This window comes from Acinetobacter sp. TR3, assembly GCF_027105055.1.
In the GTDB taxonomy this organism is placed as follows: Bacteria; Pseudomonadota; Gammaproteobacteria; order Pseudomonadales; family Moraxellaceae; genus Acinetobacter.
Window position 1 is genome coordinate 1,186,944 of sequence record NZ_CP114264.1, and the last position, 14,640, is coordinate 1,201,583.

Genomic DNA, 14,640 nt, shown 5'->3' on the forward strand with positions numbered 1-14,640 from the left:
TTGGTAGTTATATATTTTAAACCCACTAAAAATGTGTATAATGCTCTCCACTTGTTGGCTTTGCTCTGACCTAAGGGGTCTCGGTGAGTCAAAAGAAATGGTCTGTTGTGGTATTGATCTGCGAGTGTTAACACTCTGCTTTCCTCATCTTGAGAGTGATCAATTGCGATAACAGCTTAAGCCTTTCTTACTAAATAGGAGCATCGACCATGCGCGCCGATATTCACCCTAAATACGAAAAATTAGTTGCTACTTGCTCATGCGGTAACGTAATCGAAACTCGTTCTGCACTTGGTAAAGAAACTCTTTATCTTGACGTATGTTCAGCTTGCCACCCATTCTATACTGGTAAACAAAAGAATGTAGATACTGGTGGTCGTATCGACAAGTTCAAACAACGTTTCTCTGGTATGTCACGTTCTATCAAACGTTAATATCGAGAAAACAAAAAACGGGCAATATGCCCGTTTTTTTATGCTTCAGTTTTATTAAGGTATTTTGCAATCTATTGCGTACAAGACCTTATTGGTCTTGTACGTCAGTTAAACGATCAAGTTTCTTTTGGAAGTAGTTACCTTGTAAGAAGCGGGCCTCGACATTCCATGCATTCGCAAACAAACTCATATCATTAAGTTCGGTGAGTACAATCTCAACTTGCTTGTGAGCAATAAAATGAAGAATTTTCTCTTGTAGAATTGCCATTTCTTTTTCAGATCCTAGCATTTTCGCCAATTTGCGATGGAAGCTTAAATACTGCGTGTCGATCTGTTGAAGAATTGAGTCACTATAAAGAGAATCACCAAAGTTACGAATAGAGATCTCAGCACCGTGTTGACGAAGTGATGCAATCAGAGGTTGAGCCTGTGATAAATTTTGCTGAAGAGCTTGCTCTGAGAATTGCAGAATTAAAGGATGAGCTTGTTTGCTTCCAATAATTGTTAATAATTTAGCAACCAATTCAGATAATTTTCTGTCATTCAATAAAATATGATGGTTCAGATTAATAATTAATTTAGCTTTTGGATATTGGGTAATGAAGTTATGCAATTGCTTACAGGCTTCTACTAATACCCAACGGTCTAACTGAGCTGATAATTCATGATCATCTTTTAGATCACTAAGATCCATCAAGTCTAACCATTGATTATTATGAATAATACCGCCAGATACTTCATAAGTATGAGTGAATTGATCTTGTTTATCATAAAGCTGCTGATATTTTAGATGTATATCACCCTTATCTAATTTATTTCTGAGCTCTTGTAAAAGATTGAGTTCCATCGATATTGAAATTTTATCAGTTGTCAGGCTAATATCACTGTCAATCGCTGCATTTTTCAATAGTGGTAGCGCATGCGTAAATGCTTGGGAAATGATTTTCTCAAAATTAGCATCATCTAATATTTGTTGGTCTAGTTCTTGATAACCCAGTTTTAAATGTAATGGGAAAGTATGGTTTTCAGTGACCAATAATTGAGGTTTTTGTAAACTATTCAAACCAATAAGCAAAGAGTTTAAAACTGTTTTTGATTCAGCTTGAATAAGCCCAACATACAAAGCCGTTTCTATTTGATAAATTGGAACATTGACTTGTTCTTTAATGAAATTTGCAATATTTGAAAAATAAGCTTTAGTTCCGCGCCAGTCTGTTTGAAAAACTTCATTTGGACAATTATTTAAACTAAATAAAATCAGAGCATTTGAGTTTGCTGGGTGATTGGTTAAATGGCGATTAATGTGCTGTAGAGCAGTATTTATATTCGGTGCTTTTTCAGATGATGTTGTCGTTGAAGCAGTACTTGGTGTTGCAATCGCATTTAATGATTCACATTCTATATTGAGTTGTATTTCATCATCATTACCAGAGGCTAAGAACTCAACATGTAAAGAATTATTCTTCACCATTGGATTTTGGGTGCGAATTTCAAAGCGTGCTTGTTCGAATAAGCCTTGGGAAATTCTTTTAAAGCGTAATTTAAACTGACCTAAATCTTCAGGTTGTAAAATATCAAGTATTGGTAAGCCAATGACGTCGTCTTCGCTATCGAAACCAAATAGGTGCGCATATTCAGCATTTGCTTTGATATGAATACCTTCTTGTAGAATTGCAACTGCTTTATGTGTTTCAGCAACAAGTGATTGGGCTTGTGTTTGAGCTGCCTCTAATTCGGTAAGTAAACGGTGTTCTGCTTGTACTAAACGACTGAATGAAAGTGATCTAATAATACTGATATAAAATTCTTCTGGTGCCTTTAAGTTCACAACATCATAAATACCTTTATGAATGTAATTTTGATATAGCGCTGAATTATAGTCATCTGGCTCAAGTAGTAGGATGGGTAAACTTGGTTGTGCTGATGCATGAATAAGAGAAAGCGTTTGTTCAATTTTTAGATCGTAAGCACGCCCAAAAATTACAATATCCCAAGGCAAATTCAATTGTTTTTCAAAAGTTTTTAAGTCATCAAGTAAAATAGCCTGTACTTGGTGTTCTTGCTGCGCAAAGAGCTCTAAAACTTGATTATACCTTAATTGGTTATCATCAATAATGAGTAAGCGCGTTTCAGTTCGTTTCAACTTTTTAGAGAGTAAAGAATTTCTCACTTCAATGCTTCCCATAAATCTTGGTCATTTGTATCCATATTTTTTTGCGCAATAAATTTATTAAGAACGGGTTGTTCTTCTTCATTAAGTAGTTCAAAGTCGAATTGAACAAAACTTTGGGTAATTAGTTGTGCGGTTAACAGATACACTTTTACTTCCTCTTTCCCTAATCTCAAATGAACAGCTTGCTGTTCGCGAAAAATTTGCGAGCCTGGCAAAATTATTGTTGTTTTAGTTTCATCTAAATTTTGATTTTTTAAAATAAGCGCAGGGTGATAATTACTAATATGACGATCTGCTTGTACACGAACTGCACAAGGGAAAATTTCTTGTGCTAAAACCTCTAAGCCTAATTCTAAACTTTTTTCACTTGATTGCTTTAACCAACGAATTACACCGCCACGCCAATGTCCATGAGAGGTTTCTTTTACAAGAATATATTCACCTGTTCTTAGATTTTTTGGCGCTTCGGCTGACCATTTAATCCGATAACCATTGACACTAATATCTAAAATATCTGCTTGATAAATGGCTTTATTTTCTCGGCTTAAACGCTGGATTGAAGATTCTTGATTGCCAGAAGAGTCTTTTTTATCCCAAGTCGATAGAAATTTTGATTCACTTTGTAGTCCATACCCGTGTTCTAAGAGTAATGTTTCACCAAAGTTTTTTGCTTTGGATAAATAGAAATGGGCAGTTAAGAGTCCAAAACAAATATGTAGTTGAGCTGAATATTCATAGCGTTCATGGCGACGTTCCGCCGTAGATCCTAAAATCGTCTGAACGTGGAATTTTAGAGCGGGCGTGAGGTAAATTTTTTCATTCTTAGAAATATATTCAGCATTTTTATGTAATGTTGCTGTCACATGATCAAGTAAACCGTTTGTACTAATAAAGATATTAGGATTAAATCCTGAACTTTGTTTTTTGTTATATATTGGGGGATGATCTTTAGTTGTATCAACAACGTATTTTGTTAAATCAGTCTCTTTAGATAAGAGCTGTAGCATTTTGGCCCAGTCAAAACTGCATTGAAACAGGGCTTGAATTTCTGTTTGACGAATTTGATTAGTATTAAAAATATCCATCAAAATTAATTGAGCATAGGCCTGAGCAATATTATTCAGGCTATTTGGCTTAGTTTGCGCCTGTTCAATAGTCACATGATGATACTTATGTGTCACTGCTGCATCGTACAATTGATGTGCAATGAGCCACTGTCCTGCAACAGGTTCACTATATAACATGTGTTGTTGATAAAGGAGCTGTGTGAGCTGTTGTAATGCTTGGAATGTTGCAAGTGTTCTAGCAGTATTTAAATTTTTCTTTTGGTTCAGTGCAAAAATAGAAAATTTTTGATTTTCCAATTGTTCGCTACTGCGGCGAACAATATTGATATAAATAGCTGCAAAATAGCAGCGTAACAGCATCGCCAGTTCAATAATGTGCTCATTACGATCTGAACTGATTACACCCTGATTAAAAAAGTTTTTTTCTAAGCTGCCTAAGATATTTTCAATCGTTGGGTGTAAGGTCTGGATGAGATCAAAACGTAATGTTTCTGAACAATCTAATTCACAAAGCTCTAATAAGGCTGCAAACAATGCTTTTGAAGTGTCACCCAACTGCATGATTGAGAGGGTTGAAATCCATTCTGTTAAACTTTTTGCGTTTGCATCACAAAAACTGAGTTTATCCCGTCTTAAAACAGTAGGAATTTGAAAAATATCCGAAAATGCATTATTCATCATTGTAATCAATCTCAGAACGTTTGAACCCCAAAAAGCGGTGTTTTATTTTTTTCGCCCGCAATTTCCCTGACGAGTTTTGGAACTAAATATCCAGGTAAACTCGCTAATACATCACTGTATATATGATCTATCTCTGAAGATCTTAAGTCAAAATGTTGAGCACCTTTTACTTTATCCAATAGATGTAAGTAATAGGGCATAACCCTCGCTTCAAATAGTCGATAACTTAGATCAGTTAAAGCTGTTGCAGAGTCATTCACACCTTTAAGTAAAACTGCCTGATTTAACACAGTAATATGATGTAATGATAACTGTAAAAGCTTTGAACACGTGAAATCATCAAGTTCTGAAGCATGATTTGAGTGTATCACTACTATAATGCGTAGCCTACTGTTTTTTAAAATAGAAATAAACTCATCATCGATACGATTTGGAATAACAACGGGAACGCGTGAATGAATTCTCAATATTTTGAGTTGAGGTAAAGATTCTAATCGCTCTAACCAAAGTGCTATTTTTCGATTAGATAAAGTTAAAGGATCGCCCCCACTGAGAATGATTTCATTGATGGCAGGGTTGTCCTCAATATATTGTTTTATATTTAGCCAATCATCATTTTTAGGTAAATTTTCTTGATAAGGGAAATGGCGACGGAAACAATAACGGCAGTGAATTGCACATGCGCCTGTTAAGGTCAGTAAAAAGCGAGACTGGTATTTGTGTAAGACACCAGCCATTTGATTGGCTGCTTCTTCACCTAAAGGGTCAGTAACAAATTCAAGGTGTTCTTCAAGTTCAAGATGATGCGGTAGTACTTGTAAAAGAAGGGGATCAAAGGGATCACCAATGCGCATTTTTCCGACGAATGCACGCGGCACACGTAATTTAAACTGTTCAGAGGCAAGGATTGCCCCTGATAATAATTGCTCAGTCGATAATTCCAGCAGATTTAACAACTCTAAAGGATCAGTAATTAGATCACTGAGTTGTGATTGCCAGTTTTGCTCTTGATGTAAATAGTTTATCATGCAATACGTTAAAATAGTGTTAGCCTAAGCTGTGCGCGTAGTCTAACACTAATAGATTTGAGTTTTAAGTTTGGAGTGAGCCTTTCATGGCCTATTATTCTACAAATGATTTTAAAGCAGGCCTTAAGGTTATGCTTGATGGCAACCCATGTTCAATCATGGAAAATGAATATGTAAAACCAGGTAAAGGTCAAGCATTTAACCGTGTGAAATTACGTAACCTTCGCTCAGGTAAAGTATTAGAAAAAACTTTCAAATCAGGTGACTCTTTAGAAGCGGCTGATATTGTTGAAGTTGAAATGGATTACCTTTACAACGATGGTGAAATGTGGAATTTCATGGATCCAGTATCTTTCGAGCAAATCGCTGCGGACAAAACTGCAATGGGCGATGCTGCGAAATGGTTAAAAGATGATTCTAATGAAAAATGTACGATCATGTTGTTCAATGGTGTACCTTTAAACGTTAGTCCACCAAACTTTGTGGTGTTGAAAATCGTTGAAACTGATCCAGGTGTACGTGGTGATACTTCTGGCGGTGGCGGTAAGCCAGCGAAACTTGAAACAGGTGCAGTAGTACGTGTTCCATTATTCGTTCAGCAAGAAGAAAGTGTTCGTGTTGATACGCGTACAGGTGATTACCTAGAGCGCGCATAATCGTAAATGAGTAGCAATGCTACGTAAGCTATACGATTATCGAAGGGATGATTAAACAATCATCCCTTTTTTTATGCCAAAGTATTAGATAAATCATTTTTAATAACAGATAGACTTACAAAGATATTTCTTCTAAAGAAAATATAGACAGGGAAATCCAAAACTACAGCTTATGTATTTGAGAGGTTCTGAATGGAGACAGTACAAGCAAAGTCGACGCTATCCTCAAAAATTCTGTGGAGTTTAGTTGCCATCATTGGTGCAATTTCATTTGGAATTTTGGCGGTAAGTCGTGGAGAGCATGTCAATGCAGTTTGGCTCGTTCTTGCCGCGGTTTGTGTTTATAGCATTGCATATCGGTTCTACAGTTTATTTATTGCAACAAAAGTCTTTGAATTAAATCCTAAACGCTTAACACCAGCACATCGTTTGAATGATGGTCTGGATTATGTGCCCACTAATAAATACGTTTTATTTGGACATCACTTTGCTGCTATTGCAGGTGCAGGGCCTTTGGTTGGTCCAATTCTCGCAGCGCAAATGGGTTACTTGCCGGGCACCATCTGGCTTTTGGTCGGTGTGGTGATTGCAGGCGCGGTACAAGATTTTCTGGTGCTATTTATTTCAACTCGGCGTGATGGTCGCTCTTTGGGTGAAATGGCAAAGCAGGAGTTAGGTACTTTCGCAGGTGTTATTGTGATGTTGGGTACGCTCGGTGTCATGATTATTATTCTTGCGGTACTTGCATTGGTTGTCGTAAAAGCTTTGGCGCATAGTCCGTGGGGGGTGTTTAGTATCGCAGCAACCATCCCAATTGCATTATTCATGGGCATATATATGCGTTATCTACGCCCAGGGAAAATTGCTGAGGTTTCGATCATTGGTTTTGTGCTAATGATGGCAGCGATTGTCTTTGGTGGTGATGTAGCAAAAGACCCTTACTGGGGGCAATTGTTCACCTTAACTGGAACTCAGCTAACTTGGGCACTTATCATTTATGGCTTTATTGCGTCAGTATTGCCTGTGTGGTTATTGTTAGCGCCTCGAGACTATCTATCAACCTTCCTTAAAATTGGTGTAATTGCAGGTCTGGCGATTGGAATTATCTTTGCAATGCCTGAACTAAAAATGCCTGCGGTGACTCATTTTGTCGATGGTACAGGTCCAGTATTTGCGGGTAGCTTATTTCCATTTCTTTTTATTACCATTGCTTGTGGGGCAATTTCTGGTTTCCATGCCTTAGTATCCTCAGGGACAACGCCAAAGTTGGTTGATAATGAAGTCAACATTCGTATGATCGGTTATGGTGGTATGCTGATGGAATCATTTGTCGGTATCATGGCAATGATTTGTGCGACTGTACTTGATCCGGGGATTTATTTTGCGATTAATGCGCCTGCTGCTGTTTTAGGTACAAATGTTGATACTGCTGCTGAAGCCATTCGTAATCTTGGTTTTGTAGTTCATCCAGAAATGTTGACAGTATTAGCGCAGGAAGTCGGTGAAAGCTCAATCCTTTCTCGAACTGGTGGAGCGCCAACTTTTGCGATTGGTATGGCTCATATCATTTCGGAAATTTTCAATAGTCGTGCAATGATGGCATTTTGGTATCATTTCGCCATTCTATTTGAAGCACTATTTATTTTGACCGCAGTGGATGCGGGAACACGTGCTTGCCGCTTCATGGTACAGGATACAGTCGGGATTGTTGTGCCTGCAGTAAAGCAATCAGGTTCATTCTTTGGAAATTTGGTTGGGACGTCTGTAGCAGTTGCAGGTTGGGGCTTCTTTGTGTATCAAGGCGTGGTTGATCCTCTCGGTGGTATTAACTCTTTGTGGCCATTATTCGGAATTGGAAATCAAATTCTTGCTTCAATGGCATTGATCTTGGGTACGGTTATTTTATTCAAGATGAAGAAAGAAAAGTATGTTTGGGTGACGATTATTCCAACGATTTTCTTATTTATTACTTCTATGACAGCAGGATGGCAAAAGATTTTCCATGAAAATCCGAAGATTGGTTTTCTTGCTCAAGCGAATCGTTTCTCTGATGCAATTGCCCGTGGTGATGTTCTTGCACCTGCGAAGTCAGTTGCTGAAATGCAGACCATTGTGATGTCGAATCAGATCAATGCGGTGTTATGCGGATTTTTCATGATTGTTGCAATTGTTATGATTATTGCATCGATTGGAATTATTCGCCGTGCTTTAAAAAGTCCTGTGCCAACTGTAAATGAAGCGCCTGCAGTATTCACGGAAACTGCAATGACAGCAGAAACAGTGAGGGGAGAATCATGATGGATTTTAAAATTGCTCGGCAAGGCAGTGCTGTGATTGTGAAGATTATTAAATTCACCATCATGTCACAAAAGCATTTGATCTTTTCACCTAAAAATTGGTCTCGTATTGCAGTGTTATGGCAAAACTTGCAAAAAAGTTTTCGTTTGATGGTGGGTGTGCCTGATTATGAAAACTATGTAAAGCATATGCAAGCGCATCATCCAGATTTAACCCCAATGGATGCCAAGACTTTTTATCGTTATTGTGTTGATGCACGTTACCCATCGTCAGGTGGTAATATGAAGAAATGTCCTTGCTAGAAATTATTTGATTTCTTTGAAAAAAAACTAAAACAGTGTATGTTGAATCATGCACTGTTTTAGTTTGGGGATTGCGTTATGTGGGGCATGGAAAAAGCTTCTATTCAAGAAAAACAACAAAAAAATCAAGAAGTAGAGCAAAATATTAAAAATTTTAGTCAGAAAATCGAACGTTTTTTGATTGAAGTGAATCAACTTATTTTAGATAAACCACAACAAACCAAATTAGCGCTGACCTGTTTATTGGCAGGTGGGCATGTATTGTTTGAAGATTTACCAGGATTAGGTAAAACAACTCTAGCGAGTGCCTTAGCTCGTCTAGCAGGGCTGCATTTTCAGCGGATTCAATTTACCAATGACATGTTGGCGAGTGATGTGATTGGGATCAATATTTTTAATCAAAAAGAACATTTATTTGAGTTCAAGAAAGGGCCTATTTTTACTCAGATTTTATTGGCAGATGAGATCAATCGTTGTAGTCCAAAAACACAGAGTGCATTACTCGAAGCGATGGAAGAAGGTGCAGTCACTGTTGATGGAACTCATTATGAATTACCACAACCATTTTGGGTGTTGGCAACGCAAAATCCACTATTTCAAAGTGGAACTTATGCTTTGCCTGAGTCGCAACTTGACCGTTTTTTGATGCGTTTGTCGCTTGGCTATCCATCTCGTCAAGCTGAAAAACTACTGTTACAGCAAAGCTCACGTCAGGTTTTAATTCATCAATTAGAAGCAGTATTTACGCAAGTTGATATTTTGCAATTACGTGAATCGGCAAAACAGGTTTTTTTAAGCGATGCTGTACTCAATTATATTTTAGATTTGGCTGCTGAAACACGTAAACAACGTCATGGCTTATCAACACGTGGTGTATTGGCATTAAAAGCTGCTGCACAAGCTTATGCATTGGTTGAAGGTCGTAGCTTTGTAACCACTGATGATGTGCAAACCGTTTTTGTTGCCGTGGTTGCTCATCGTTTAAGTTTAGGTGAAATAGAGGTAAAACAAATTTTGCAATCAGTTGATGTCTTATAGTTGAGATTGGCTTATGCAAAGGATTCAGCAGTGGATTGCGAAACGCTTTCAAGTTGATGGGACTAAAACCCTGTTACAGAAAGATGTTTTGGTTTTTATTTATAAGCAAGGTTTTTTATATCTCGTTCTGATTTTGATTACCTTTATTGCAGGGATTAACTACGCAAATAACTTGATTTTAGGTTTCTGCTTTTTAATTAGCGCCATTTTATGTATTAGTTTTTATCTCACATTCAAGCAATTGCATGTTCTGCAAATTGATCTGATTGCAGCTGAGGTTGGGCAAGTCGATCAGCCTTTAATTTTAAAACTTCGGTTGAATCAGCCATCCATAATGACCCGATATTTACGTATCCAATGGCTGCAACAAGAGCAACTCATTTACTTAGATCAACAACAGCACACCGTAGAACTTGCTTTTTTTCCAAAGCAGCGTGGTTTATATGAATTTGGTGCGATGAAAATTTATTCGACCTATCCTTTAGGTTTGGTACGAGCGTGGACTTATTTATATCCAAAACATAAAGTTTGGATTGCACCTAAAGCTTATGACTGGCAAAAAGAACATAAAAACCAACCAACCAATGCCAATGATAGTCTAGATGAATTTAAGGAACTTAGAGCCTTTCAACAAGGTGATTCTTATCAAAATGTGGCATGGAAGCAAGTTGCTCGAGGACAGGGATTTTTTATCAAAATGTTTGAGGCTCAAGCCAATCATCAACATTTAGAAATTGATTATCAAAAAATTCCTGCGCAAAGTCATGAGGAAAAATTAAGCTTTATGATGGGCTTAATTGAGCAATGTGAACAACTTGGTAATGATTATGCATTGATACTGCCACATGCAAGATTGGAAAGTGGTCAGGGGCAAATACAGCTTCTTCAAGCAAAACTTCTACTTGCGCAGGCCTAAGATCATGACCAAAAAAATCTATTTTTGCATTTTAGCTGTATTAGCATTTGTATTAATTGGGCAAGTCACTTTTATTCCTGTGACATTGAGTGGGTTGTGGGGTGTTATTTGGCTTACATTGGTATGGCGATATAGAAAACAAAAAATTTCACCATTTCCACGCTTATTTTTAGTTTTTTTCTCTTTATTATCTTTAGGTCTGATTTATTTAAATTATCAAACTTTACTGGGAGTAGAAGCAGGAGTCGCATTTTTAAGTACGTGTTTATTTGCGAAAAGTTTGGAAGCTAAGAATACCCGTGATTTATTGATTGTATTTAACTTTGCCTTATTCGTCAGTGCCAGTTTATTGTTACATAGTCAGGCATTCTGGATGGCTGTTCTGGTTTTTTCAGCATTTGTGATGTGTTTGATGGGTTTGTATCGGATTCAAACTGGTCTATTTAACCAGCATCAATTATTATCCAATCAGTTAAAAAATGATGTTAAACAAATTCTAAAGTTTGTCGGGATTGCAACGCCGTTCTTTATTATATTATTTATTTTCTTTCCTCGTTTGCCGCCGCTTTGGGCAATTCCTATTCATAAAAATCAAGCCACTACAGGAATCAGTGATCGTATGTCTCCTGGAGATATTGCACAACTATCACAATCATCGGCTTTGGCTTTTCGTGTTGTTGCGGATATGAGGCAACTGCCCAACAGACAAGATTTGTATTGGCGTGCTTTGGTTTTGGATGAATATGATGGTACAACATGGACCAGTAGTTTTTATAATCAACAGATTAAAAGCGTAAACTCAAATTCTCATGGGGTTAGCTATCAATACTTAGCTGCTGATGAACAGGCAAATTGGATCATGGGCTTGGAATATTCCATTCCACAAGAACGTTATTTACAATTGTATCAAGATGATAGTATACGCCCATCAAAGCTGATTAAACGTAATCAACCCATACAAATGTTTTGGTTGGGGCGAACATCAACATCATCTGTTTTACTATCGCCACGTCAAATTGAATTTAATACTCGATTTGATCATGATCGTGATCAAAAAGCACAGCAATTAGCCCATCAACTGTTTGAACAAAGTCAGGGACAGCCTGAAAAATATATTAAAAAGGTGCTGAATTGGTATGGAGACCATAACTTCGTTTATACCTTGGCACCAGGGACACTTGGCAGTGATCGTATAGATCAATTTTTATTTTATAGTCGAAAAGGTTTTTGTGAGCATTATGCCTCTAGTTTTGTGATGTTAATGCGTTATGTTGGAATTCCTGCAAGAGTTGTCACAGGTTATCAGGGTGGGCAGTTTGCATTAGATAGAGAAAGTTGGGAAGTACGCCAACTTGATGCACATGCTTGGAGTGAAGTGTATCTAGAGGGTGAATGGCAAAGAATTGACCCTACAGCAATCATTGCACCACAACGTATAGATTCAGGTATGCAAGATTATTTAAGTCAATATCAAAACATCTGGGGGAATGGGGGAAGTCATTCATGGCAACTACAGCAATTTAAATTTTTAACAAATATACGTATTTGGAGCGATTATTTAAGTTATCAATGGCAGTCTAAAGTTGTTGGTTATGATGCAGATAAACAAAAAAATTGGTTATCTAAACTAGGTTTTAATTCAAGTTATAGTTATGTGCTGATCTTAATTATTGGTATTGCTGGAATTTTAGCTGTGTATGTTGGTTTTTATTGGTGGAGACAAACAAAGCAGCAAGAATTATATCAACGTGTCATTATTCAATTTCAAAAGCAATTGCCTAAACATTTGCATAAAAGATCAGGGGAAACATTTCAAGTTTGGATGCAGCGTTTATCAAGTGTAGATAGTGATCAAAAATCATTTCACCAAGTAGTTGTGTTATATCAAAAAATTGTGTTTTTAGAGCAGAATACTCAGCAAAATATTCAAGAATTTAGGAAACTGCTTAAAGTCTGTACGAACGCAATTAAACAGTCTCAAAAAAACTTGTGAACCTGATTAAAAATGAATATCATGCTCTCATTCTAGGTGTATAGCTCAGTTGGTTAGAGCGCTACGTTGACATCGTAGAGGTCTCCAGTTCGAGTCTGGATATACCTACCAAGATTTATCAAAGACTTATAAGCGAATCAGCAGCTTATAGGTCTTTTTTTATACTTATAAGTTGTGTACTATTCTTTGGATTATTTAAGTAAGCATCCGCTGAGCCTCTCTTTTTCTCATCTTAGATCCTAAAATGAAGTGTACAGAGATTAAATTATTAGGAAGAAGCAAGATGAGCTAGTATTTTGCTTCCGACCGATCAAGGTCAAAGTTGATCCTAGCCAAAATAATGGACAGCATGTCCCTCTAAAGATAACGTAACTTCAATCTTTGGAGATCCAAGAAATGGCTAAACGTTTTAGTCCGGAATTTAAACAGCAAGCAATTGATCATGCACTTTCAAACTCCCACGAGCCTATAGCTGCAATCGCCCATAAATTAGGTGTGGGTTATTCAACCTTAGATAAATGGATTCGTGAAGCCAATCCAGTAGGTTCAAGCAAACGTCAACTTTCTCCTGAACAACAGCGGATCTTGGAATTAGAAAAAGAAGTCAAACAGCTCAAGGAAGCCAATGACATCTTAAAAAAAGCGCATGTGTACTTTCTGACAGATCATGCCAAGAAAAGTACACGGTAATTCAAGATATGGATATAAATGAAGTCACTGTGTCTTCTGTCTGTAAATGCCTAGATGTCAGCACTTCAGGCTATTATGCCTGGCGAAAACGCCAGACCAATACAGCGCAGAAATACAATGATTTAAAAGTTGTATATTGGCAGCATCATGCGCGCTTGGGTGCACCGTCATTGGTACATGACATGCGTGATTTAGGTTATCGCATGAGCGAACGTACCGTTGGAAGGATGCTAAAAAAGCTTGGTTTACGTAGTAGGATTGCACGTAAATACAAGCATACGACTGATTCAAACCATCGTTTGTCTACAGCATCAAATTTGTTGGATCGCCAATTTACAGTTACTCAGCCTAATAAAGTTTGGACAACGGATATTACCTATATCCGAACTAAAGAAGGCTGGCTGTATTTATGTGTGATGCTAGATCTATTCAGCCGTCGTATTGTGGGTTGGCAAACCAGCCATCGAATAGACCGCCAATTGGTGTGTGATGCGTTTAATTATGCAATGGCTCGTCAGGGTTATCCAACGGGTGTCATGGTGCATTCGGATCAAGGTAGTCAGTACTGTAGTCGTGATTTTAGGGCGCTATTATTGACGAATAACTGTATTCAAAGCATGTCTAGACGAGGAAACTGTTGGGACAATGCAGTGACCGAAAGCTTCTTCCATACCCTGAAGGGGCATGTAGTACATGGCAGTGTATTTTCTACGAGAAAAGAGGCAAATGCTATCTTGTTTGAGTATATTGAAGTTTACTACAATCGAATCAGAAGGCATTCTGCAAATGGCTGGTTAAGTCTAGAAGCCTTTGAACAGAAATATTTCAAGAATTTAGAGGGATCGGTTGTCCACGATACTGTCTAGGATCAATTGTTGGTAAAAACCATCAGCAAGCATTAGTCTTTATTGTAGATCGGAAGACAGGTTGTTTATGGCTGAAAAATGTAGCTCACGTAAGGCAGATGAAATTTGCTAAACAACCATCAGTCTTCTTGAGCCGATCTAAGATCAGCTCAAGACTATTACTGCAGATAATGGCAAAGATGCGCGAATGAAAATATAAATGGTCTAATCAGACAATATATTAAAAAAGGCAGTAATTTAAATATCTATACGGATGAATATATCTCAGAAATCACTCTACGTTTGAATCATCGCCCAAGAAAAAAATTCAGATTTAAAAGTCCGTGTCAGGTATTATGACAACAACATGCTGTTGCACTTCAAATGATAATATAAGCCTATAGAAAAGCCACCTTGCGGTGGCTGTTTTCTTATAGTGGACTTAAAACTTAATGATTTTAAAATGTATTCTGTAACTACTATTTTTTAAATGTATAATCTTAATTTAAATCAAAACAA

The 14,640-nt window shown here is 37.3% G+C and carries 11 protein-coding genes and 1 tRNA gene; 9 read left to right on the forward strand and 3 right to left on the reverse strand.

Annotation, left to right across the window (positions count from 1 at the left end):
• The first annotated feature begins 209 nt into the window (after window positions 1–209).
• Window positions 210–434: a 50S ribosomal protein L31 gene (gene rpmE, locus O1449_RS05545; RefSeq protein ID WP_004662919.1), complete on the forward strand. Its 225-nt coding sequence runs from the start codon at window positions 210–212 to the stop codon at window positions 432–434.
• An 88-nt stretch (window positions 435–522) separates the two neighbouring features.
• On the opposite strand, the gene O1449_RS05550 is transcribed toward rpmE, so the two are convergent.
• The 3 genes from O1449_RS05550 to epmB are packed head-to-tail and all read right to left on the reverse strand — an operon-like array spanning window position 523 to window position 5,383.
• Complete coding sequence (locus O1449_RS05550) at window positions 523–2,619, reverse strand: EAL domain-containing protein (RefSeq protein ID WP_269239405.1); 2,097 nt, start codon at window positions 2,617–2,619, stop codon at window positions 523–525.
• On the reverse strand, window positions 2,601–4,355 hold the full coding sequence (locus tag O1449_RS05555; RefSeq protein WP_269239406.1) for a GTPase: 1,755 nt from the start codon (window positions 4,353–4,355) through the stop codon (window positions 2,601–2,603). The genes O1449_RS05550 and O1449_RS05555 overlap by 19 nt, the downstream gene beginning before the upstream one ends.
• 11 nt (window positions 4,356–4,366) lie before the next feature.
• Window positions 4,367–5,383: an EF-P beta-lysylation protein EpmB gene (epmB, locus tag O1449_RS05560; RefSeq protein WP_269239407.1), complete on the reverse strand. Its 1,017-nt coding sequence runs from the start codon at window positions 5,381–5,383 to the stop codon at window positions 4,367–4,369.
• 86 nt (window positions 5,384–5,469) lie between these two features.
• Here epmB and efp point away from each other — a divergent pair, with 86 nt between their 5' ends.
• The 8 genes from efp to O1449_RS05600 all read left to right on the forward strand — a co-directional run bounded on the left by efp (window position 5,470) and on the right by O1449_RS05600 (window position 14,142).
• Window positions 5,470–6,039, forward strand: a complete 570-nt coding sequence (gene efp, locus O1449_RS05565) for an elongation factor P (protein WP_269239408.1) — start codon at window positions 5,470–5,472, stop codon at window positions 6,037–6,039.
• 192 nt (window positions 6,040–6,231) lie between these two features.
• A complete protein-coding gene (locus O1449_RS05570; RefSeq protein ID WP_269239409.1) occupies window positions 6,232–8,337 on the forward strand; it encodes a carbon starvation CstA family protein in 2,106 nt (701 codons plus the stop codon).
• Entirely contained in the window at window positions 8,337–8,639 is a 303-nt protein-coding gene (locus O1449_RS05575) for a YbdD/YjiX family protein (RefSeq protein ID WP_269239670.1), read from the forward strand. The genes O1449_RS05570 and O1449_RS05575 overlap by 1 nt, the downstream gene beginning before the upstream one ends.
• A gap of 78 nt (window positions 8,640–8,717) precedes the next feature.
• The gene (locus O1449_RS05580; RefSeq protein WP_269239410.1) at window positions 8,718–9,677 is read left to right on the forward strand and encodes an AAA family ATPase; all 960 of its coding nucleotides are present in this window, start codon (window positions 8,718–8,720) and stop codon (window positions 9,675–9,677) included.
• Window positions 9,678–9,690: 13 nt separating this feature from the next.
• The gene (locus O1449_RS05585) at window positions 9,691–10,593 is read left to right on the forward strand and encodes a DUF58 domain-containing protein (protein ID WP_269239411.1); all 903 of its coding nucleotides are present in this window, start codon (window positions 9,691–9,693) and stop codon (window positions 10,591–10,593) included.
• Between the two features lie 4 nt (window positions 10,594–10,597).
• Entirely contained in the window at window positions 10,598–12,586 is a 1,989-nt protein-coding gene (locus O1449_RS05590) for a transglutaminase family protein (protein WP_269239412.1), read from the forward strand.
• Between the two features lie 34 nt (window positions 12,587–12,620).
• Window positions 12,621–12,697, forward strand: a tRNA-Val gene (locus tag O1449_RS05595).
• 285 nt (window positions 12,698–12,982) lie between these two features.
• Window positions 12,983–14,142, forward strand: a protein-coding gene (locus O1449_RS05600; protein ID WP_269239058.1) for an IS3 family transposase whose coding sequence is annotated in 2 segments (ribosomal slippage) — window positions 12,983–13,217 and window positions 13,217–14,142 — 1,161 coding nt in all. Because the reading frame shifts where the segments join, the coding sequence is not laid out codon by codon here.
• Window positions 14,143–14,640 lie beyond the last annotated feature (498 nt).

What these genes read in the sequence shown, in the direction of transcription:
- rpmE (WP_004662919.1), top strand. Translation starts at nt 210, where the DNA reads ATGCGCGCCGATATTCACCCTAAATACGAAAAATTAGTTGCTACTTGC.
- O1449_RS05550 (WP_269239405.1), bottom strand. Translation starts at nt 2,619, where the DNA reads ATGGGAAGCATTGAAGTGAGAAATTCTTTACTCTCTAAAAAGTTGAAA.
- O1449_RS05555 (WP_269239406.1), bottom strand. Translation starts at nt 4,355, where the DNA reads ATGATGAATAATGCATTTTCGGATATTTTTCAAATTCCTACTGTTTTA.
- epmB (WP_269239407.1), bottom strand. Translation starts at nt 5,383, where the DNA reads ATGATAAACTATTTACATCAAGAGCAAAACTGGCAATCACAACTCAGT.
- efp (WP_269239408.1), top strand. Translation starts at nt 5,470, where the DNA reads ATGGCCTATTATTCTACAAATGATTTTAAAGCAGGCCTTAAGGTTATG.
- O1449_RS05570 (WP_269239409.1), top strand. Translation starts at nt 6,232, where the DNA reads ATGGAGACAGTACAAGCAAAGTCGACGCTATCCTCAAAAATTCTGTGG.
- O1449_RS05575 (WP_269239670.1), top strand. Translation starts at nt 8,337, where the DNA reads ATGGATTTTAAAATTGCTCGGCAAGGCAGTGCTGTGATTGTGAAGATT.
- O1449_RS05580 (WP_269239410.1), top strand. Translation starts at nt 8,718, where the DNA reads ATGTGGGGCATGGAAAAAGCTTCTATTCAAGAAAAACAACAAAAAAAT.
- O1449_RS05585 (WP_269239411.1), top strand. Translation starts at nt 9,691, where the DNA reads ATGCAAAGGATTCAGCAGTGGATTGCGAAACGCTTTCAAGTTGATGGG.
- O1449_RS05590 (WP_269239412.1), top strand. Translation starts at nt 10,598, where the DNA reads ATGACCAAAAAAATCTATTTTTGCATTTTAGCTGTATTAGCATTTGTA.